The 20,557-nt window shown below is 58.9% G+C and carries 21 protein-coding genes; 10 read left to right on the forward strand and 11 right to left on the reverse strand.

Annotated features, from left to right (window positions below; all coding sequences use genetic code 11):
• Nucleotides 1-21: 21 nt before the first annotated feature.
• Both GBK02_RS12750 and GBK02_RS12755 read right to left on the reverse strand, forming a co-directional pair.
• Nucleotides 22-954 (reverse strand): electron transfer flavoprotein subunit alpha/FixB family protein, encoded by a 933-nt coding sequence (locus GBK02_RS12750; RefSeq protein WP_203467019.1) that lies wholly within the window; start codon nt 952-954, stop codon nt 22-24.
• Nucleotides 955-956: 2 nt separating this feature from the next.
• The gene (locus tag GBK02_RS12755; RefSeq protein WP_203467020.1) at nt 957-1,706 is read right to left on the reverse strand and encodes an electron transfer flavoprotein subunit beta/FixA family protein; all 750 of its coding nucleotides are present in this window, start codon (nt 1,704-1,706) and stop codon (nt 957-959) included.
• A 128-nt stretch (nt 1,707-1,834) separates the two neighbouring features.
• Here GBK02_RS12755 and GBK02_RS12760 point away from each other — a divergent pair, with 128 nt between their 5' ends.
• Nucleotides 1,835-2,446: a TetR/AcrR family transcriptional regulator gene (locus GBK02_RS12760; protein ID WP_203467021.1), complete on the forward strand. Its 612-nt coding sequence runs from the start codon at nt 1,835-1,837 to the stop codon at nt 2,444-2,446.
• Here GBK02_RS12760 and GBK02_RS12765 read toward each other — a convergent pair.
• From GBK02_RS12765 to GBK02_RS12800, 8 genes are all read right to left on the reverse strand, one after another.
• Complete coding sequence (locus GBK02_RS12765; protein ID WP_203467022.1) at nt 2,443-2,961, reverse strand: ABC-type transport auxiliary lipoprotein family protein; 519 nt, start codon at nt 2,959-2,961, stop codon at nt 2,443-2,445. The genes GBK02_RS12760 and GBK02_RS12765 overlap by 4 nt on opposite strands.
• Before the next feature lie 80 nt (nt 2,962-3,041).
• The gene (locus GBK02_RS12770) at nt 3,042-3,968 is read right to left on the reverse strand and encodes an MlaD family protein (RefSeq protein WP_203467023.1); all 927 of its coding nucleotides are present in this window, start codon (nt 3,966-3,968) and stop codon (nt 3,042-3,044) included.
• Between the two features lie 9 nt (nt 3,969-3,977).
• A complete protein-coding gene (locus tag GBK02_RS12775; protein ID WP_203467024.1) occupies nt 3,978-4,733 on the reverse strand; it encodes an ABC transporter ATP-binding protein in 756 nt (251 codons plus the stop codon).
• On the reverse strand, nt 4,730-5,836 hold the full coding sequence (locus GBK02_RS12780; protein ID WP_203467025.1) for an ABC transporter permease: 1,107 nt from the start codon (nt 5,834-5,836) through the stop codon (nt 4,730-4,732). Before GBK02_RS12780 ends, GBK02_RS12775 begins: the two co-directional genes overlap by 4 nt.
• Nucleotides 5,833-7,335 (reverse strand): exopolyphosphatase, encoded by a 1,503-nt coding sequence (ppx, locus tag GBK02_RS12785; protein ID WP_203467026.1) that lies wholly within the window; start codon nt 7,333-7,335, stop codon nt 5,833-5,835. Before ppx ends, GBK02_RS12780 begins: the two co-directional genes overlap by 4 nt.
• Nucleotides 7,336-7,465: 130 nt before the next feature.
• Entirely contained in the window at nt 7,466-9,358 is a 1,893-nt protein-coding gene (locus GBK02_RS12790; protein WP_203467027.1) for a propionate--CoA ligase, read from the reverse strand.
• Nucleotides 9,359-9,406: 48 nt separating this feature from the next.
• Entirely contained in the window at nt 9,407-10,525 is a 1,119-nt protein-coding gene (locus tag GBK02_RS12795; protein ID WP_203467028.1) for a response regulator, read from the reverse strand.
• 1 nt (nt 10,526) lies between these two features.
• A complete protein-coding gene (locus GBK02_RS12800; RefSeq protein ID WP_203467029.1) occupies nt 10,527-11,522 on the reverse strand; it encodes an oxidoreductase in 996 nt (331 codons plus the stop codon).
• A gap of 123 nt (nt 11,523-11,645) precedes the next feature.
• Here GBK02_RS12800 and GBK02_RS12805 point away from each other — a divergent pair, with 123 nt between their 5' ends.
• The 3 genes from GBK02_RS12805 (at nt 11,646) to GBK02_RS12815 (ending at nt 14,036) form a co-directional block, all read left to right on the forward strand.
• Nucleotides 11,646-12,155, forward strand: a complete 510-nt coding sequence (locus GBK02_RS12805) for a C40 family peptidase (RefSeq protein WP_203467030.1) — start codon at nt 11,646-11,648, stop codon at nt 12,153-12,155.
• A gap of 127 nt (nt 12,156-12,282) precedes the next feature.
• Complete coding sequence (locus GBK02_RS12810) at nt 12,283-13,299, forward strand: Fe(3+) ABC transporter substrate-binding protein (RefSeq protein ID WP_203467031.1); 1,017 nt, start codon at nt 12,283-12,285, stop codon at nt 13,297-13,299.
• A 110-nt stretch (nt 13,300-13,409) separates the two neighbouring features.
• On the forward strand, nt 13,410-14,036 hold the full coding sequence (locus GBK02_RS12815) for an ankyrin repeat domain-containing protein (RefSeq protein WP_203467032.1): 627 nt from the start codon (nt 13,410-13,412) through the stop codon (nt 14,034-14,036).
• 6 nt (nt 14,037-14,042) lie between these two features.
• On the opposite strand, the gene GBK02_RS12820 is transcribed toward GBK02_RS12815, so the two are convergent.
• A complete protein-coding gene (locus tag GBK02_RS12820; RefSeq protein WP_203467033.1) occupies nt 14,043-15,680 on the reverse strand; it encodes an iron ABC transporter permease in 1,638 nt (545 codons plus the stop codon).
• Between the two features lie 148 nt (nt 15,681-15,828).
• On the opposite strand from GBK02_RS12820, the gene GBK02_RS12825 reads away from it, so the two are divergent.
• The 6 genes from GBK02_RS12825 to GBK02_RS12850 are packed head-to-tail and all read left to right on the forward strand — an operon-like array spanning nt 15,829 to nt 20,410.
• On the forward strand, nt 15,829-16,914 hold the full coding sequence (locus tag GBK02_RS12825; protein WP_203467034.1) for an ABC transporter ATP-binding protein: 1,086 nt from the start codon (nt 15,829-15,831) through the stop codon (nt 16,912-16,914).
• Nucleotides 16,911-17,615: a leucyl/phenylalanyl-tRNA--protein transferase gene (aat, locus tag GBK02_RS12830; RefSeq protein ID WP_203467035.1), complete on the forward strand. Its 705-nt coding sequence runs from the start codon at nt 16,911-16,913 to the stop codon at nt 17,613-17,615. The genes GBK02_RS12825 and aat overlap by 4 nt, the downstream gene beginning before the upstream one ends.
• A gap of 6 nt (nt 17,616-17,621) precedes the next feature.
• A complete protein-coding gene (locus GBK02_RS12835; protein WP_203467036.1) occupies nt 17,622-18,371 on the forward strand; it encodes an arginyltransferase in 750 nt (249 codons plus the stop codon).
• A complete protein-coding gene (locus tag GBK02_RS12840) occupies nt 18,368-19,054 on the forward strand; it encodes a YbaY family lipoprotein (protein WP_203467037.1) in 687 nt (228 codons plus the stop codon). Before GBK02_RS12835 ends, GBK02_RS12840 begins: the two co-directional genes overlap by 4 nt.
• A complete protein-coding gene (locus GBK02_RS12845) occupies nt 19,038-19,445 on the forward strand; it encodes a hypothetical protein (RefSeq protein WP_203467038.1) in 408 nt (135 codons plus the stop codon). Before GBK02_RS12840 ends, GBK02_RS12845 begins: the two co-directional genes overlap by 17 nt.
• The gene (locus tag GBK02_RS12850; RefSeq protein ID WP_203467039.1) at nt 19,442-20,410 is read left to right on the forward strand and encodes a CapA family protein; all 969 of its coding nucleotides are present in this window, start codon (nt 19,442-19,444) and stop codon (nt 20,408-20,410) included. The genes GBK02_RS12845 and GBK02_RS12850 overlap by 4 nt, the downstream gene beginning before the upstream one ends.
• Nucleotides 20,411-20,557: the final 147 nt, after the last annotated feature.

The raw sequence follows: 20,557 nt of genomic DNA on the forward strand, positions 1-20,557 counted from the left end.
CGGTAGATTCACACGGCTATTTTAGCCAACAGCAGCTACCAGTTGCGGCACCACCTCAAACAAATCACCCACCAGGCCGTAATCGGCGATCTGGAAGATCGGCGCATCCGGATCCTTGTTGATCGCAACGATCACCTTGGAATCCTTCATCCCGGCCAGATGCTGGATCGCACCGGAAATACCGACCGCCAGGTAGAGCTGCGGCGCGACAATCTTGCCGGTCTGGCCAACCTGATAGTCATTCGGCACAAAACCGGCGTCGACCGCAGCACGGCTGGCGCCGAGTGCGGCACCGAGCTTGTCGGCTAGCGGCTCGAGCAGTTGCTGATAGTTTTCACCGCTGCCCAGACCACGACCGCCGGAGACGATGATCTTGGCGGCGCCGAGTTCGGGGCGGGCCGACTTGGTCAGTTCGCGGTGGGTCAGCGTGCTTTGGGCGGTGTCGGCGGCGGCGCCGAGCGTTTCGATTTCGGCATTGTTGCCGGCGGCGACCGCGTCAAAGGCGGTGGTGCGCACGGTGATGACCTTGACGGCGTCGGCGCTCTTGACCGTGGCCAGCGCATTGCCGGCGTAGATCGGGCGAACGAAGGTGTCCGGGCTTTCAACGCCGGTGATTTCGGAAATCTGGGCGACGTCGAGCAGTGCGGCGACGCGCGGCAGGAGGTTCTTGCCGAAAGTCGTGGCCGGGGCCAGGATGTGGCTGTAGCCGGCGGCATTGGCGATGACCAGCGCAGTCAGATTTTCTGCGGTCTGGCTTTGGTAGTGGCCGGCATCAGCCACTTTGACTTTGCTCACGCCTTGCAGGCCGGCGGCTTGCTGGGCGGCGCCGCTGCAGGCGGTACCGGCAACGAGGACGTGAATGTCGCCACCGATTTTCGCGGCTGCAGCCACGGTGTTGAGCGTAGCGGCCTTGAGGCTGGCGTGGTCGTGTTCTGCGATAACGAGGATGGTCATGATCAGATCACCTTGGCTTCGTTTTTGAGTTTATTGACGAGTTCGGCCACATCCGCGACCTTGACGCCGGCGGAGCGCTTGGCGGGTTCGGCGACTTTCAGCGTGCTCAGGCGCGGGGTAACGTCAACGCCGAGGTCGGCCGGCTTGACGGTGTCGAGCGGCTTCTTCTTGGCTTTCATGATGTTCGGCAGCGTGGCGTAGCGCGGTTCGTTCAGGCGCAGGTCGGTCGAGACGACGGCCGGCAGGCTGATTGCCAGGGTTTCCAGACCCCCGTCGATTTCGCGGGTGACTTCTGCTTTGCCGTCGGCGATGACAACCTTGGAGGCGAAGGTGGCTTGCGGCCAGTTCTGCAGCGCAGCCAGCATCTGGCCGGTCTGGTTGGCGTCGTCGTCGATGGCTTGCTTGCCGCAGATGACGAGTTGCGGTTGTTCCTTGTCGCACAGCGCCTTGAGTAGCTTGGCGACAGCCAGCGGCTGCAGTTCGACGTCGGTTTCAACCAGAATGCCGCGGTCGGCGCCGATGGCCATCGCGGTACGCAGGGTTTCCTGGCAGGCGGCCACGCCGCAGGAAACGGCGATCACTTCTGTCGCAATCCCGGCTTCCTTCAGGCGCACGGCTTCTTCCACCGCAATTTCGTCAAACGGGTTCATGCTCATCTTGACGTTGGCCAGGTCAACACCTGAGCCATCCGCCTTCACGCGTACCTTGACGTTGTAGTCCACTACCCGCTTCACGGGGACGAGAATTTTCACAAGCCTCTCCTTTCAGGTCGTTTAAATTTATCAGCGCCTTTGTACTACAAACTGGCATCTGTTTGACAGAGTCTTGGTCATTACGCACAATGACCATACTGTGTCGTATGGAGTGCATACGGTAGCGTATGGAAATCACACCTGTCAAGTCTCCCCTGAAAGTGCCTCGCAAGAAGGCGGTATCGCCACGCACGCAACTTGACCCCAACCACTGGGTCGAAACGGCGGTTGACGTCCTCGCCCGAGAAGGCATTGCCGGCCTGCGCGTCGAAGTGCTGGCCAAGCGCTGCGGCGTCACCAAAGGCAGCTTTTACTGGCACTTCAAGGATCGCCAGGCGCTGCTCGATGCCGTACTGGAGCATTGGAAAGAAGGCCGGATTCGTGACATCGAGAAAACCACCTCGGTTGCCCCCGGCCAGGAACGCGACCAGTTGCACTACGCCATCGAGGTCTATGGCGCCAATCGCAATCGCAAAGGCATGTCCATTGAACTGGCTGTGCGCGATTGGGCTCGTCATGATACACGTGCGGCAGCTGTCGTCGAAGCCGTCGATTTGTATCGCCTGGAGTGTACCCGCAAACTGTTTGTTGCTTCCGGCATGTCGGAAGCCGAAGCAAAAAGTCGCAGCCTGCTGCTGTACGCCTGCGTTTTCGGGCTATCGCTGATGCACTACAGTGAGTTTGACGACAATCTTGGCGATCTCAAGCAACGCATTGCCGAACGCATTGTTTCAAATTAACGCAGGCAATCAGCCAGCACACCGGATCGCTCCTGCTCCCACACACCGATTGCTGCGGTCAACTGCTCGACCACTGCCGTCAAGCCAGCTACACCGCCTTTTGAATCAGGTGACCCGGCGGCCTGGTCAAAGGCAAAAGTTTGCTCAGCCAAACGCCCGCGGCTACGATCAAGCCATTGCACGCGACCTTGCAGGACAGCCCGACTGACGGTTGCCGTATCAAAAACCTGGCTGAACTCCGTGATATCAAGGCGTAGCACACAACGCGCCCGCCCCTGCCCTGCCGCAACCAGGCCTGAATCGCGAACCAGCTTAAGCTGAATCAACTGAGCCGGCGGACCCGCCCAACGTGCCCTGGCATATTCACGCAATCGCGCAGGCTCGTCATAGGCCAGACGGTAACCGATACCCAGCGAGTCGAACCACAGCGGCGCCCTGACTTCAACGGCCATCGGCACTTTACGAATCGGCGGATTGCTGCGGTCGACCGCAAAACCGAGGTCATAGACAGCCATTGCCGTATCGCCTCGCTTGCCTGACGTCAAACAGCCGGCCAACGACAGCACAAGGAGCGGTATCGCAAAGAATCGCATGTTCATTGCCCGCCCCCGTTCGCAAAGCCTGGCTCACCGGGGCCGGGAGGCAATGCCGGCGCACCGAAGACAAGCCCCTGCGGCGAATCTTCGAGAATCCGCAAAACGCGGCTCAACTGACGCGAGGTCGTCGAAAAATCACTGGCCAATTCATTCAGGCGCGGCATCAGTGCCGCCGTTCCTCCGGCCGAGGCATCGCCAATGGCGCCATCGAGCTTGTCTGTAGCCGCCTGCATTTTGCCGATCAGCACGCGCGTATCGGCCAGCAAGGGGGCCACTTCGCCGGCTGCAGCCGATAGTTTTTTGACATTTTGATCATCAACCAACTTGCGAATCTGGATCAGGCTGCCGTTCAGATTTTCAAGCGCCGGCTTCATGTGCGCCGAAGCGGTTTCCAGGTTAGCCAGCGTTGCCGTGAGGTGTTTGCGATTCTCTTCACTGAGCATGGCATTGGCGGATGCCATGAGCAATTGGGCTTGCTTCAAGGTCGCCGCGCCGCTTTCGCCCAACTCGTCAAAAAGCGAGGGGATCATCATGATCTGCGGCGGCTTTTCATCGTCTGGCTCAAGGGGAGCCTTGTCCTTGCCGGTTTCGAGCAAAAGAATGTGCGCCAGCCCGGTGACGCCCTGATAGTTGAGTTTGGCCACCGTCCCCTTGGTGAGCGGGACATCTTCACGCACCGAGATCGTCACAAGAATATTGCTGTAGTCATCCGGATCGAGCCGGATATCGCTGACCTTGCCAACCCGGATGCCGCGATAGCGCACTTGTGCTTGCGGATTCAGTCCACCGATATTTTGCTTGGTAACCACCACGTAATCGTGCGTATCGTCCTTGGCACCACCGAGCCAGTAGAGTGCCAGCAAAGCAGCAAGACCCAGCAATAGGACAAAAATGCCGGCCACGAAGGCATGAGATTTATTTTCCATGAGCTTTCATTAAAGCAGTTTCTTGCGGTCTGCGCCAAAAAAGCCAGTCACGAAGGGATGATCGACGGTCATCACTTCTGCCTTGGGGCCGTGGGCAATGATATGTCCCTCGGCCAGGACGGCAACATGGCTGGCCAGCCCGGCCAGGGTATTCAGGTCATGCGTCACCATCACGACCGTCAAGCCCAGCGCCTGTTGCAGCGAACCGACCAGCTCGACAAAGTTCTGGCTGCGATCGGGATCAAGGCCAGCCGTCGGCTCATCAAGCAGCAGCAGTTCCGGCTCAAGGGCAAGCGCACGCGCCAGTGCGACACGCTTGACCATCCCGCCGGACAGTTCCGCCGGCATCAACAGGCCATGAGCCGGCGCCAGTTCGACCATTGCCAGCTTGAGATGGACCAGGTGCCGAATCCAGTCTTCATCCAGGCAACGCAATTCGCGCAAGGGGAAAGCGATGTTGTCAAAAACGGATAGTGCCGAAAATAGCGCACCATGCTGGAAAAGCATGCCGAGCCGACGGCGGATGGCTCGCTGCACCAGGCCGTCCGGATCATTCAAATCAACATCGAAAAGACGTACATACCCGGCCGTCGGCTTAAGCAAGCCGAGCATTTCACGCAACAGGGTGGTTTTCCCGCTCCCCGAGCCACCCAGCAAACCGACGATCTGACCGCGTTCGATAGACAAATCGAGCTTGCGGTGCACGTAATGCCCGGAAAAAACCGTATCGACACCACGCAGTTCAATGACGACATCGCGGGTCATAACTGGGGCATCCCGATCTGACGGGTCAATACGGCAAAAACCGCATCAACCAGAATGACCGCGGTAATTGCCGTTACCACTGCACTGGTTGTGTTGGCGGACAGGCTTTCGGTGTTCGGCTTGACTCGCAAGCCGAAATAACAGGCCACAAGTGCGATGACAAAGCCGAACAGCACGCCTTTGGCCAAACCGATCAGCAAGTTTGCCATCGGCACGGCACGCGGCAGATTCTCGAAAAAATAGATCAGTGACAGATCAAGCTGGAACATCGCGGCAATCATCCCGCCAAACAAGGCGACGGCCGATGTCCACAAAACCAGCAGCGGCATTGCCGCGGTCAACCCGAAAATCTTGGGCAAAACGACACGTACCGTGCGCGAGATACCCATTGTCGACAAAGCATCGATTTCCTCTGTCACTCGCATCACACCGATCTGGGCGGTCATTGCCGAACCGGATCGGCCGGCAACCAGCACCGCGACCAAGACCGGGCCAAGCTCGCGGATGATTGAAATGCCGAGGATATTGACGATGAACAGATCGGCGCCGAATGTTTTCAATTGCAGGGCGGACAAGTAGCTGATCGTAATACCGATCAGAAAACCGACCAGTGCCGTTACCGGCAGTGCCTGGGCACCGGATTTATAGAGATTGGCGGTGAACTCACGCCAAGGAATATCGGCCCGATGGCGAGCCAGATAAATCACATCGAGCCAGAGTTGCCCGAGCAGCGTCACCATGCCACGCAAGTTGACGGTAGCCTTGAGCAGTTGGTGGCCAACAATTTCCAGCGGATGGAAGGACTCGGCCGGCGGTGCAGAAATTTCAGCCGGAAGATTGGCAACGCGCTCGATGACGGCGCGGTGCACATCCGAAATCCGCAGGTTTCCCGGCCAGGCCTGGCCCCAGGTACGCCACAGCAAAACGGCGGCAGCACTGTCAATCCGGGTAACAGCAAGAAAATCCCAGCTTTGCTCACCGGAGATGGCTGAAGCAAGTTGCTGCTTCAGCACGTCAATCTGCGGCAGCATTGCGGCCAGCGTCCATTCCCCGGCCAGCACGACTTTCCCCGGCTCAAGCTGCAAGCTGGGGAACGGCTTCATTCGCCCTTCCTCAAGGCCCGCGACTTGACCACGTAATCACGCCCGATCTGTTTCCAGATGGCAGCCTCTTCGCCAAGAGCCGCGGCTGTCCATGGATTGGTCGCCAGCCAACCAGCCGGCAGTTCAAGCAGGAAGCCGCTGCCGCTGCGGGAAACCCGCCAATCCGGCAAAGCCCGGTCATCCCGTGTGCGATGCAAGAGCACGGCCAGCCGCAAACAGAAAACCAGTGTCCAGGCACTGTCGACCGCAGGAATCGAGCCCAGCTTTTCAAGCTTGCCGCGATGCCCGAGCACCAGCATGGCCAGGCGTGCCTGATCCTTTTTGGAGAAACCCGGCATGTCGGCATACGTCAGGATATAGGCACCGTGCTTGTGGTAGGCGTTATGGGCCACCGAAATCCCGATTTCATGCAAACGGGTCGCCCAGGACAAAAACTGAACATCGACTTCGCTCGGCATGCCTTCCGAGAGCTGGGTCAGCGCCGAAATCGCCGTTGCTTCCACCCGTTCGACCTGATCCGCTTCTACCTGATAACGCCGACGAAACTGCTTGACGGTCGAATCACGCATATCGTGGTCATGAAAACGACCAAGCAGGTCATACAGCACGCCGAGACGCAAAGCGCCATCGGCATAGGTCATGCGCTCCAGCCCCAATTCCTCGAAAATGGCCGACATGATCGCGATACCCCCCGGTAGAACCGGCAAACGATCACTGCGCACCCCCGGCAAATCAAGCGCTTCAGCAGACCCCGCCTTGATCAGCAAGGCACAGAGCTTGTCCAGGCCTTCACGGGTAATACCACTTTCGCCATTCGGGTTCATGCCGTTCATTTCGAGCACATCGGCAATCGCCCGTGCCGAACCGGAAGAACCAACCGCTTCCTTCCAGCCCAGGCGCTGATAATCGTGGGCAATCAGTTCGATTTCCTTCGCCGCCGCAACCTGTGCCTCACGCAAACGCTTCTTGTCGATTTTCCGATCCGGGAAAAAACGTTGGGTATAACTGACGCAGCCCATGTAAAGGGACTCCATCAGTTGCGGGTCATGGCGCTTGCCGATAATGAATTCGGTCGACCCGCCGCCGATATCAATGACCAGACGCTTGTGCGACGCAGAAGGCAAGGAGTGCGAGGCGCCGATGTAAATCAGGCGTGCCTCTTCCCGGCCGGCAATGATTTCGATCGGAAAACCGAGCGCCTCTTCCGCCAGCGGCAGAAACTCGGCCGCATTCTTAGCCACACGCAGGGTATTGGTGGCAACAACACGAACAGCCCCAGGATCGAGGCCGCGCAAACGCTCGCCGAAATTTCGCAAGGCCAGCAAGGCACGCGCCTGCGATGGCGCATCCAGGCGCTTATCGGCATTCAGCCCGGAAGCCAGCCGCACGGCGGACTTCATCGAGTCCAGCGTATAAATCTGGTCATCGACCACCCGGCCAACTTGCAGGCGGAAGCTATTGGAGCCTAAATCAACTGCAGCGACTGTTTCGTAAATCATCAGTAAGGAACACGGGAAAGGTAGGACTGACGGGCATTCTAACACCCACCCCCAAAGCCGGTTATTACAGTCCAGGCGTAAAAAAGCCCGCCGGCTTGCGTCGGCGGGCTTTTGCAGAAGCGAGGCAGGATTAGCTGGCCAACGCGTTCTTGATCTGTTCCAACGTTGACGGATCGTCGATGGTTGTCAGATCGCCTGGATCGCGACCTTCAGCCAAAGCCTGCAGCGAACGGCGCAGCATCTTGCCGGAACGGGTCTTGGGCAGACCGGTGACGAAGTGCACGCGGGCCGGACGACCAATGGCACCCAAAATGCCGTCGACCGTGGCAAACACTTCCTTCTCCAGTGCCTTGACCAACTCGGGCGTTGCCACCTTGGAAGCGTCCTTGACGACGGCAAACGCCATCGGGACCTGCCCCTTCAGCTTGTCTTCGACGCCAACCACAGCCACTTCGGCAATTGCCGCGTGATTCTGGATCGCTTCCTCGATTTCACGGGTGCCCAGGCGGTGACCAGCGACGTTGATCACGTCATCGGTACGACCGAGGATAGTGAAATAACCGTCATCATCCTTGATTGCCCAATCGTAGGAGGAATAAACCAGCGGCTCCTTGAACAAGGTGAAATAGGTGCTGACGAAACGGTCATCCTGGCCCCAAACGGTGGACAGGCAACCGGGCGGCAGCGGCGGGATAACCGCAGCAATGCCCTTTTCGTTCGCGCCGCACTCGGAACCATCTTCGCGGAAAATCTTCAGGTTGTAGCCGTAGACCGGGAAACTCGGCGAACCAAACTTGATCGGCGTCTTTTCCACACCCGGCAACGCAGCCAGCATCGGCCAGCCGGTTTCGGTCTGCCAGTAATTGTCGATGACCGGGATATTCAGCTCACCCATGAACCATTCGTGGGTCGGCTGATCAAGCGGCTCGCCGGCCATGAAGATGTGCTTCAGGGTCGACAGGTCGTACTTGTGCATGAAGGCCGGATCCTGCTTCTTCAGCACGCGAGCAGCCGTCGGTGCGGAGAACATGACCGAGACCTTGTACTTCTCGACGATCTGCCACCAGATGCCGGCATCCGGACGCAGCGGCGTGCCTTCGTACATCACGGTGGCCATGCCGGCGATCAGCGGGCCATAGATGATGTAGGAGTGACCGACCACCCAGCCGATATCCGAGGTGGAGAAGAAGGTTTCGCCCTCGCCACCGCAGTAGATGTGCTTCATGGTCGAGGCCAGCGCCACGGCATAACCGCCGGTATCGCGCTGCACGCCCTTCGGCTTGCCGGTCGTGCCGGAGGTGTAGAGGATGTAGGACGGCTCGTTGGACTCCAGCCATTCGCATGGCACCTGAGCATCCATGAACTTGGCACGTTCGGTGGCGTAATCAACGTCGCGACCGGCAACCTTGTTGAATTCCTTGTCCAGGCCACGATCAACCATCAGCACCTTGGCCGGCTTGTGTTCAGCCAGCTCGATGGCTTCATCGAGCAAATGCTTGTACGGCACAGCCTTGCCGCCGCGCATGCCGGCGTCGGAGGAAACGATCAGGGTCGGCTTGGCGTCATCGATACGTGTTGCCAGCGAACCGGAAGCAAAGCCGCCGAACACCACCGAGTGGATGGCGCCGATACGGGTTGCGGCCAGAATGGCGAAGGTTGCCTGGGCGATCATCGGCATGTAGATCAGGACGCGGTCGCCCTTCTTGACGCCGAGGCTCTGGTAAATCGCCGCCATGCGCTCGATTTCGCGTTGCAGCTCGGCAAAGCTGTAAACCGTTTCTTCATCGGTTTCGGTCGAAATGAAGATCAGCGCACGATCGTTCGGGCGCTTGGCCGCATGACGATCAACCGCGTTGTAGCAAAGATTGGTCTTGCCGCCGACGAACCATTTGGCAAACGGAGGACGCGAGTAGTCGCATACCTGGGTAAACGGTTCCTTCCAGTCGACGAGTTGGGCCTGTTCGGTCCAGAACTCATTCGGTTTTTCAATGGAATACTGATGAAATTCCTTGTAAGTCGCCATACAACTCCCTCAAGTTAGGTTTTCCTGCACAACAAAATAAAGATCGGGCTATTGTTTTTTCCCTGCCCGCTCAATGAAACGCTGCTCGATATCGGCCATTGGCAAGGCCAGATCAAATTCACTGCCGATGATCCGCAAAAGCGGCAGCAACTGCTCGCCAAGTGCGCCCAGGTGCGGCAATACAGCCTCACGCCGCCCTGCCGCAAGTAATTCAAGGGCATGCTGGATCGAGATGGAATTGGGAATCGCCGGCGCGGCCCCCGGTGCAACAATGCGATTTCCACCGGACCCCATGGCTTCCTGAGTTCGCAGTGCCGCCAGATCGAGCATGGCACCAGCGGAGGCAACCCGATCCATCGGTACGCCCGCCAGGCCGATACTCACGGTCAACGCCACACTCTCACCACGCACAGTCAGGCGCGCCACCTCAACAGCCTGACGAACCCGCTCGGCAAAAGCGGCACAAAATGCAGCAGATGTTCCGGGGGAAACAATCGCGAACTGCCCCGGCAAGAAATGGCCCAAACTATCTTCCTGGCGCATTTTTCCGGCCAGCATCCGGGCAAAACGCGCGCCAACCTGCCCGGCAACATCCTCGCCAAGACGATCAACCAGCGCTGCATAACCATCAAAGGCAAGCACCATCACGCTCATATCGACACCGTGACGGGCAGAATGGGAAAGCGCCTGGGCAATCTGCAGTTCGAGATACTTCCGGGTAAAGAAGCCGCTCTCCGGGTCCTGAACCAGGCTTTCGCGCGAGGTTTCAAGTGATGCCCGGGCATCCGACAAGGCCAGCAGATGATTCAGCCGTAACAGGATCTCGGCACTGCCTGCCCCTTTGGCGATGAAGTCTGAAACACCGAGAGAACTGGCACGCAGGCGTTCTTCCTCGCTCTCTTCACCTGAAACAAGAATGAAGGGAAGTTGCTGCAAACGCCTCAATCGCGAGGCTCGAACACGCTCAAGTAGCTGGAATCCGTCCAGCTTCGGCATCTGCAGATCGGAAATGACAGCCTGGATCGAGTGATCGAGTACCAGAGTTTGCCAGGCAGACTCACCATTCTCCTCTTCCCGCACGTCATAGATACCCTTGAGGTGGTGAGCCAGCGAAGCCCTCACCACTTTCGAGTCATCCACAACAAGAATGCGAGGCAGGTTTGCCACCTCAGCCTCCTGCGATCTCGACAACAACCCGGCCGCGAGCTTTTCCGGCCACAAATTCAGTGAAGGTGGCCGGCAAATCATCAAGCGCAATCCGGCGAGCCATTGATGCCAGATGGGGTGGGCGCAAATCTGTCGCCAGCCGCTGCCAGACACCACTGCGATAAGGTTCGCGGATATATCCGGAATCAATACCCAGCAATGACACGCCGCGCAGGATGAACGGTGCAACCGTCGTATTGAGCGACATGCTGGCAGCCAGGCCGATGCTGGCGATTGTTCCACCCTGCTCCATGGTGCTTGCAATCCAGGCCAGCACATCGCCCCCCAGGTTATCAACCGCGCCAGCCCAGCGGCCTTTGTCGAGCGGACGTATCTTGGTCAGATCGAGATTCTGGCGGAGCATCACTTCGCGAGCCCCCAGGCTACGCAAGTAATCAGCCTCGCTTTCCTTTCCGGTCAGCGCAACAACGTGATAGCCCAGCCTGGCCAGCATGTCGACTGCCAGACTGCCGACGCCCCCGGTCGACCCGGTAACGATGACCGGTCCGTTTTCCGGACGCAAACGATTCTCTTCCATCCGCACAATACCAAGTGCGGCAGTAAAGCCCGCCGTCCCCAGCGCCATGGATTCAAACAAGGAAAGACCCGACGGCAGCGGTACCACCCAATCACCCGGAACACGGGCAATTTCAGCATAGCCCCCGTGATGAGCGACACCGATATCAAAGCTTGTCGCGATGACCTGATCGCCAGCCTTGAAGCGTGTATCGGCACTATCAATCACCGTCCCACAAAGATCGATCCCTCCGACGCACGGAAAGCGGCGGATAATTTTTCCGGCTCCGGTCGCCGCCAAAGCGTCTTTGTAGTTAACGCTGGAATAGGCAACGCGAATGGTGACGGAGCCGCTATCCAGCTGGCTTTCATCCATCTGGACGAAGCTGCTGCTTACCTTGCCATCCTGCTGTTCAATCAACAGAGCCTTGAACGAATTCATTACTTTTCTCACTCCACGGGAAAATAAATTGTAATTCATAATTACGGATTATGAACAGCGTTACATCGGTCAAACGTGTCGGCAACTTTACAGTTAAGCGTTTTTGAAATACATTCCACGGCTATGCGTAAAGTTCTATCTCCCGTACTGCTCGTTGCTGCCCTTCTCGTGGGCGGCACAGGGGCATCCGCAGCAGCGGAACAGTGGCGCAAACCCGAGGAACAACTTTCTTTCTTCGAACGTTACACCAACGCCGCGCAGGATGTCATCCTGCAGGGCTTGAAGCTGGTCGGCGTTCGTTATCGCCTCGGTGGCAACAATGAAGACAGTGGCCTGGACTGCAGCGGCTTTGTTCGCCTGGTGTTCAAGGACAGCATTGGCGCATCCCTGCCACGCACGGCACGCGAAATGAGCGAAGTCGGCGAAAAAATCGATACCAGCCAGCTCAAACCTGGCGATCTCGTCTTTTTCAACACCATGCGCCGGACTTTCTCGCATGTCGGCATTTACCTCGGTGACAACCACTTCCTGCATGCACCGCGCACGGGCGCCGAAGTTCGTGTGGAAAGCATGGAAAACAGTTACTGGGTACAGCGCTACAACGGCGCCCGACGAATCATCGAAGGCAACTGAAACAAGCGGCAAATATGCCGCTTTTTTTTCGTCCAGCCCTACCCTCGATCAATAACGTTTCTCATTTACAAAAATAGCTGGCAGCAGGTAGACTCGCGCCATCTCTATCCCTTCGTCAGGTTTTCTCATGAAGCAGCCCCTCTCACTGATTGCCGCCGCACTTCTCGCCCTGATCAATCCTGCTCAAGCAGAAGAAAAGATCCTGAATCTTTATTCGGCACGACATTACCAGACTGACGAAGCGCTCTACGCCAACTTTACCCAGCAAACCGGCATCAAGATCAATCGCATCGAGGGCAAGGAAGACGAACTGCTGGAGCGCATCAAAAACGAGGGCAGCAACAGCCCGGCCGATATTTTCCTGACGGTCGACGCAGCTCGCCTGGCCAAGGCGCACGAGCTGGGTATTTTTGCCAACGTCACGTCAAAAGTGCTCGATAGCCGCCTCCCGGCTCATTTGCGTACCGAAGACTGGTTTTCCTTTTCAACCCGGGCACGCGTCATTGTGTACAACAAGGCTGGCGTGAAGGCTGAAGATGTCCAGAACTACGAAGACCTGGCCAATCCGAAGCTCAAGGGCAAGTTCTGCTCACGCTCGGGCTCGCACCCCTACAACCTGTCGCTGATGGCTTCGATCATCGCCCACCAGGGTGAAGCCAAGGCGGAAGAACTGGCCCGTGGCATGGTGGCCAATTTTGCCCGTGCGCCGAAAGGCGGGGATACCGATCAAATCAAGGCAGTCGCCGCCGGCGAATGCGGCGTCGCCCTGTCGAATACTTACTATGTCGCCCGAATGCTGCGATCGACCAAGCCGGAAGAGCAAAAAGCAATGGAGAAAGTCGGCGTCATCTGGCCGAACCAAAGCACCACCGGTACGCATATCAATGTATCTGGCGGCGGCATGCTGAAGACCGCGCCGCACAAAGAAGCTGCCGTCAAATTCCTCGAATACCTGGCATCCGATGCTGCGCAACGCTATTTTGCCGATGGCAACAATGAATGGCCTGCCGTTGATGGCATCAAGGTCAGCAACCCGGCACTCGACAGCCTGGGCAAATTCAAGGCCGACAAATTGCCAGTCAAGAATCTGGCGATGTACCAGACCAAGGCTCAAATGATTTTCGATCGGGCCGGCTTCAAATAAATGCCGATGGGCTGGCGGACTCGCCAAATCCGCCACTATCGCCTAAACTCCGCAGGCATTGGGATGAAAGCGAAACGATGGCCAAACTCGGATTTAAGACAAGCAAACTAATGACAGCCATTCGGGCCAACAGTCTGAATGGCGTCATCGAAGCACTTGAAGAGGGTGATGACGTAGAAGAAGCCGACATTCACGGTTTCGGCGGTCTCCCCCTGCGCACCGCCTGTTTCGAAGGCAATCTGCCGATCATCCGCGAATTGCTGACCCATGGCGCCAATGTCAATGCGCTTGGCAGCAGCGGCACCGGCATGCCGCTTCGACTGGCCTTGCGTGGTGGTCATCGAACCATTGCCGCCTTGCTCATCAAGCAGGGAGCCAGTATTCCATCCGACCTCGTAATCGACGATGAACTAATGCATGGTGCAGCCCTGACCGAGGCCTTGCCATCAACGCCAGACCATGTTGATTTACTGCTGGATGAGCCAGCCACGCCTGCGCATGAAGTAAAAAATAGCGAACCGGCATCGAATATCATCGAATTCGAAACATCAGCCATCCAGAGTGCAATCGAGGAAGTTCACGTGCGTTCCTGTTACGGCACCGACACCAACCTGCTGACCATGGACCTGATGCGTTTCAATGATGAACGCGAGGAAGCGACACAGCAAAAAGATCAGGAAAACCCGGCAGAACCGCCAAAGCCGAGCTTCTGGCAATCAGGCAAAAGCGAAGGCTGAATTCATTCAGCCCCGGCGAGTTGCCGAAATCTGACGCGACAGCGCAATCAGCGGCAGCAGACCAACCACAACGATCGCCAATGCTGCGGTCGACGCCTCTGCCAGGCGTTCATCCGAAGCCAGAGTGTAGGCTTGAGTCGCCAGGGTATCGAAATTGAAGGGACGCATGACCAGCGTTGCCGGCAACTCCTTCATCACATCAACAAACACCAGCAAGCCGGCCGTAAAAAGACTGCCACGCAGCATCGGTGCATGCACCCGACGCAGGGTTTCACCCTGCCCCAGTCCCAGGCTGCAGGCGGCATCGTCCATGCTTGGTGTAATTTTGGCCAAGCTCGATTCGACGGTATGCAGTGCCACGGCAAGAAAGCGGACGAGATAGGCGTAAATCAGTGCCGCGATGCCCCCGGTCAGCAGCAATCCCGGATTGTGACCAAACCAGAATAGCCATTGCCCGGCCAGCCAGTTATCAAGGCGAGTCACCGGAATGAGGACACCGACGGCAATGACGGCACCCGGCACTGCGTAGCCCAGCCCGACCAGGCGATTCAATCCGCTCGCCAGCGAGCCTTTTGAGAGGCGTGCGCCATAGGCCAGCAACAGAGCGATCAGGACGCCGATTCCAGCCGTACATCCAGCCAGCAGGAAGCTGTTGCGTGACAACATCAGGAAACGCTCGCCAAACTGCGCATCGCCTTCGGTCAACGCCATTTTGAGCAGCAAAATGGCCGGCAGGACAAAACCGAGAAGCAGCGGCAAGGCACAGACCAGCGAAGCCAGCAGCGCCGAGAAGCCGGTCAGGCGTGCACCGGCCATCGGACGATTGCGGGCTGTCGTGTTGTGATAGCGCGCACGGCTGCGCGAAAGGCGTTCGGCCATCAACAGGAAGAGGACGAAACCGAGCAGCATGGCCGCCAGCTGAGCCGCTGCGACACGATCACCCAGCGAAAACCAGGCACGGTAAATACCGGTCGTGAAGGTGTTGACCGCGAAATAGGCAACCGTTCCGTAATCGGCCAGCGTTTCCATCAATGCCAAGGCGACACCGGCGACAATCGCAGGTCGGGCCAGCGGCAGGGAAACGGCAAAAAATGCACGCCACGGCCCCATGCCCAGCGTCCTGGCAGCTTCGAGCATGCCGCTCGCCCGCTCGATAAAGGCAGTACGGGCCAGCAGATAAACATAGGGATAAAGCACGCAGACGAACATTAGTACTGCGCCAGGCAAGGTACGGATGTCGGGAAACCAGTAATCACCGTGTTCCCAGCCAAAAACCTCGCGCAATGTAGTCTGGACCGGGCCGACAAACTGCAGGAAATCGGTATAGACATAGGCCATGACATAGGCCGGCACCGCCAACGGCAAAACCATAGCCCATTCGAAAAACCGGCGGCCGGGAAAATCGTGCATCGCCGTCAACCAGGCAGTGGCTACGCCGATCAAGGCCACGCCGCTCCCTACCCCCAAGCAAAGCCACAGCGAATTGGCGATGTACTCCGGCAAGACGGTCTGGGAAAGATGGAGCCAGGTTGAACTGGTGCCGCCGACAAAAAGATTCAACCCGACACTGGCAACCGGCAAGCCGGCCAGAAAGGCGACAAGGGCGGCAATAATGATTAGCGGGGAATAGGTCCGGGTGCGCATGGTGGTCAATGCGAATTATAATCGTTGCCCCGCAAATCAGCTAACCGCCGACTCTCCGGATTCGCCTCTTGCCCGCCCCCGGCGATGCCGGGATTTTCGTTGCAGCAGGCGATTCGATGTCGCTCAATGCGAATTATAATCAAGCGCTATGGCTCAACTTGAACTCAATGACATTGTCCAGCGCTACGGCAAGCACACCATTGTCGATGGTGTGGATTTTCGCCTCGAAGCCGGACAGATTGCCTGCCTCCTCGGGCCTTCCGGCTGCGGCAAGACGACCTTGCTCCGCTGCATTGCCGGCTTTGAAGATATTGTCGGCGGCCAGATAAAGCTGCGCGGTGAAACGGTCAGCCAGGCCGGAGAACGCATTGCGCCGGAGAAACGCCGAATCGGGATGGTCTTTCAGGATTACGCCCTGTTCCCTCACCTGACTGTCGAACAGAATGTCGCCTTCGGTCTGGGCAAAAAACCGCAAGAAGATGCCCATCTGCGCGTTCGCCAGTTGCTCGCCACGGTCGGTCTTTCCGGCCAGGGCAATAAATATCCGCACGAACTTTCCGGTGGCCAGCAACAACGCGTCGCCCTGGCCCGTGCCCTGGCGCCACGCCCCGAACTGATCCTGCTCGACGAGCCGTTTTCCAACCTCGATGTCGGCTTGCGTGAACGCCTGTCGGTCGAGGTACGCGAAATCCTCAAACGCGAGGGGTCGACCGCGATACTCGTCACGCACGATCAGAATGAAGCCTTCGCCATGGCCGACGAAATCGGCGTCATGCACGAAGGTCGCATCCAGCAATGGGATGTCCCCTACAACCTCTACCACCGGCCGGCCAATCGTTTCGTGGCCGATTTCATTGGCCAGGGCGTGCTGCTGCCCGGCGTGGTTGTCGGCGGCAGCAATGTCGACATGGAACTGGGCAAGCTAACCTCCGACATCCCGGTCGAATGCAGTGAAACCTGCGCCAACTGCGGCGACGGTTGCGACGTCGATGTCCTGCTGCGTCCCGATGACATCGTGCACGACGATCGCAGCCCGCTCCAGGCCGAGGTGCTGCACAAGGCGTTTCGCGGCGCCGACATCCTGTACACCTTGCGCCTGGCCAGCGGCGCCGAAGTACTGTCGCTGGTCCCCTCGCACCACAACCACGCGCTCGGCGAAAAAATCGGCATCCGTCTCGATGCCGATCACGTCATTGCCTTCAAGGCCCAGCACACAGGCGCCGGGCACGCATGATTCCCTTTCTCGGTTCGCTCGACCTTTTTCCGCCGGTCGAGACGGCCCGAAGCGACATGGGTGGCCTGCTTGCCGTGGGTGGCGAGCTCGACCCGGCCCGCCTGCTCGACGCCTACACCCAGGGAATTTTCCCGTGGGGCACGGTCGAAGGACAACCCCTGTGGTACAGCCCGGATCCGCGCATGGTGCTGTTTCCCGATGAGTTCCAGCCCAGCCGTTCGCTGCGCAAGATATTGCGCAGCGGCTGTTTCGACGTACATTTCGACCGCAACTTTGCCGGAGTGATGCGCGGCTGCGCCGAAACGCCACGCCCGGGACAGGACGGCACCTGGATTTCAGCAGAGATGCTCGCCGCCTACATCCGCCTGCATGAACTCGGCTGGGCCCATTCGGTCGAAGTCTATGTAGAAGGCGATCTGGTTGGCGGTCTTTATGGCCTGGCCATCGGTCACATGTTTTATGGTGAATCGATGTTTTCGCGCCGCAGCAACGCTTCGAAGGTCGCCTTCGCTCACCTGATCAGGCAACTCACGGCGCTTGGCGTCGAGCTGATCGACTGCCAGATGTATACCGATCATCTGGCCTCGCTCGGCGGCCGGGAAATTCCGCGTAGCCTGTTTATCGACCATTTGCGCCGGTTGACCGCAGCACCCGTCCGCCGCGATGCCTGGTCGATCCAGTCGCTCGATCTGAACTGGTAGGAAACCATGGCCCAACCCGACGACGCTGCGCTGCCGTTCTCGCTGCTCCAGTTCTACGCCACCTCGCCCTACGACTGCAGCTATCTGCCTGAGCGTTTGGCCCGCTCGCAGGTCGCCACACCAGCGCACCTGATCAACAGCGAAATCTATAGCTCACTCGTCCGCCAGGGTTTCCGGCGCAGCGGGATTTTCACCTACCGGCCGCATTGCGATGCCTGCCAGGCCTGCGTTCCAGTCCGCCTGCCGGTTGCCGAACTCCAGCTAAGGCGCAATCAGCGCCGGGCGCTCAAGCGACACGCCAATCTGGTCGCCCGCGAATTACCGCTTGAATTGTTCGACGACCATTACGCTCTTTATGCCCGCTACCAAAGCGCCCGCCATGCCGGCGGCGGAATGGATCAAGACAGCCACGACCAGTACGCCAACTTCCTGCTGCAAAGCCGGGTCGATACCCGCCTGATCGAATTTTCCGAAGGCAGCGAAGTCCGCATGGTCAGCCTGATCGATGTGCTCGACGACGGCCTTTCCTCGGTCTACACCTTTTTTGACCCGGCTATCCCGAACGCCAGTTTCGGCACCTACAACGTGCTCTGGCAGGCGGCGCAATGCGAGGCACTGGGACTGCCCTACCTGTACCTCGGCTACTGGATTGCCGAAAGCCGGAAAATGGCCTACAAAGCGAGTTTCCAGCCGATCGAAGGCCTCATTGACGGTCGCTGGTCACCTCTCCAACCCAACACTGAAGACCCTGCATGAAATCAGCTCTCCTGGCCCTGCTTCTCCTGCCGCTGGCAGCATCAGCCGACAACGAACGCCAGCCCTACGCCTGCGACAACGGCAGCCATATCGAAATTTCATTTTCCGCCAACAGCGACGGTCGACCGCAAGCCACGCTCCATTTCGCCGACGAGGCGATCACCCTGCCGCAAGTACCGGCGGCATCCGGCACGCTGTACCGCAACGAAACACTGCGCCTGCACACCAAGGAAGAGCGCGCCCTGTTCGAGGACGACAAGGGCAACCGCCGCGACTGCCTGCGCGGCAACACGCCGCCACCGGGCGCCGCCAGCCCGGCCCCGGCAGCCGCCAGCAGTTTCGTCGACATCGCCGGCAGCGTCAGCTATCTGCAGCGCATCGCCCTGCCGCCTGATGCCGTGCTGATTGTCCGCATCCAGGACACCGCCCGTGCCGGAGCACCGGCCCGAACCCTGGCCGAACAGCGCATCGAACTGGCCGGCCAGCAAGTGCCAATCAACTTCCAGACAACCATCGACCGCGACCTGATCGGCAAGCGGGCGCGCATCACCATTTCGGCACGCATCGAAAGCCGGGGCAAGCTGCTGTTCATCAACGACCGCAGCTATCCGGCACTCACTGACGGGCAGCCGAACCCGGTCGAAATGCGCCTCAAGCCAGCCGCTCGTGGCCCGCGCCGTTAAACCCGGCGGCGCGCTGCTCGCCGCCTTGCTGCTGCCGGCCCTGCCCGCCGCAGCGGCCGGCGTTGCCTGCCACATCACCTATGGCGGCGAAACGCAGACGATCGAAGCACAGCCGGTAGCCTCGCCGTATCAGGTGGCACCGGTCGCCATCGGCTCCTTCTTTCTCTTTCGCATTGTGGTCCGCGATGAACCGGCCGATGTGTCGGGCATCAAGCTGTACACCTATGCCGACCGCGACAGCGGGCCACAACTGATCCACCAGGCCAGCCACCTCTATCCGCCGGTCAATCTCCCGGTCTACGGCTTCAGCGGCCTGAATTTCGTCTACGAGCCAATGCGCGACGGCGAGCTGCAATATTGGTGCAAATTCAAGCCGGGAGCGGGAAAATGAGCCATTTCGGCCGGTTGACCGCGACACTCCTGCTGCTCTTTACCTGCCAGTTGCAGGCCGAACCGCTCAGCCTGATTTTTGCCGGTGACCTGATGCTTGACGATGGTCCGGGCCGACTGATCGCCGATGGCGGCGACCCGCTACTCCCCTTCTCCGACATCCTGCGCGAAGCTGATTACCGGATCGGCAATCTCGAATGCCCGATCGCCGAAAGCGGCCAGGCCTTCGATAACAAGATCTACAGCTTCCGCGCCCAGCCGGCAGTCACCCGCGTCCTGCAAGGTCGTTTCGATGCCGTAGCGCTGGCCAACAACCACTCCGGCGATTACGGCCGCGAAGCCTTCCTCGAAACCCTGCACCACCTCGACCAGGCTGGCATCGCCCACTTTGGCGGCGGACGCAACCTGAGCGAAGCGCACGCACCGCTGTGGATCGAGCGCAAGGGCCTGAAAATTGCCGTACTCAGCTACAACGAATTCAAGCCCCGCACCTTCGAAGCCGGCGCCAACTGGCCAGGCATTGCCTGGAGCGAGGACGACCAGGTCATCACCGACATCCGGGCCGCCAAAGCTGCCGGGGCTGATCACGTCATTCCTTTCATGCACTGGGGCTGGGAACGCGAACCGCTGCCCGACAAGCGCCAGCAAACCCTGGCCCGCAAGATGATCGACGCGGGTGCCAGCCTGGTCGTCGGCGGCCATCCGCACGTCACGCAAGGCGCCGAGATTTATCAGGGCAAACCGATCATCTACAGCCTGGGCAATTTCGTTTTCGACGGCTTCGATCTGCCGGCCGCCCGACGCGGCTGGTTGTTGCGCCTGAAATTCGATCAAACCGGCCTGCTGTTCTGGGAAACATTGCTCGCAGAAATGGATGAAAACGGAACACCGCACCCGGTTTCAGGGGCGTTCACGCCCTGCGGACGCGGCGGCGAAGCCGATCTGCTCGAATGCCACACCCCGTAAGGGAATCATTCAATTAGCGTCGCCGCCCACGGTGACACGGGCGCCATGGCAGATCTCCGCACTACTTTTGTGCATCACCCCGCGGTATCATTTGGCATTCGCTGAACGACCTTCAATCCCCTTGCTGCTCTCGATTGCCCAGGAAAT

The sequence above is a fragment of the Dechloromonas sp. TW-R-39-2 genome, from assembly GCF_016864195.1.
Taxonomy (GTDB): Bacteria; Pseudomonadota; Gammaproteobacteria; order Burkholderiales; family Rhodocyclaceae; genus Azonexus.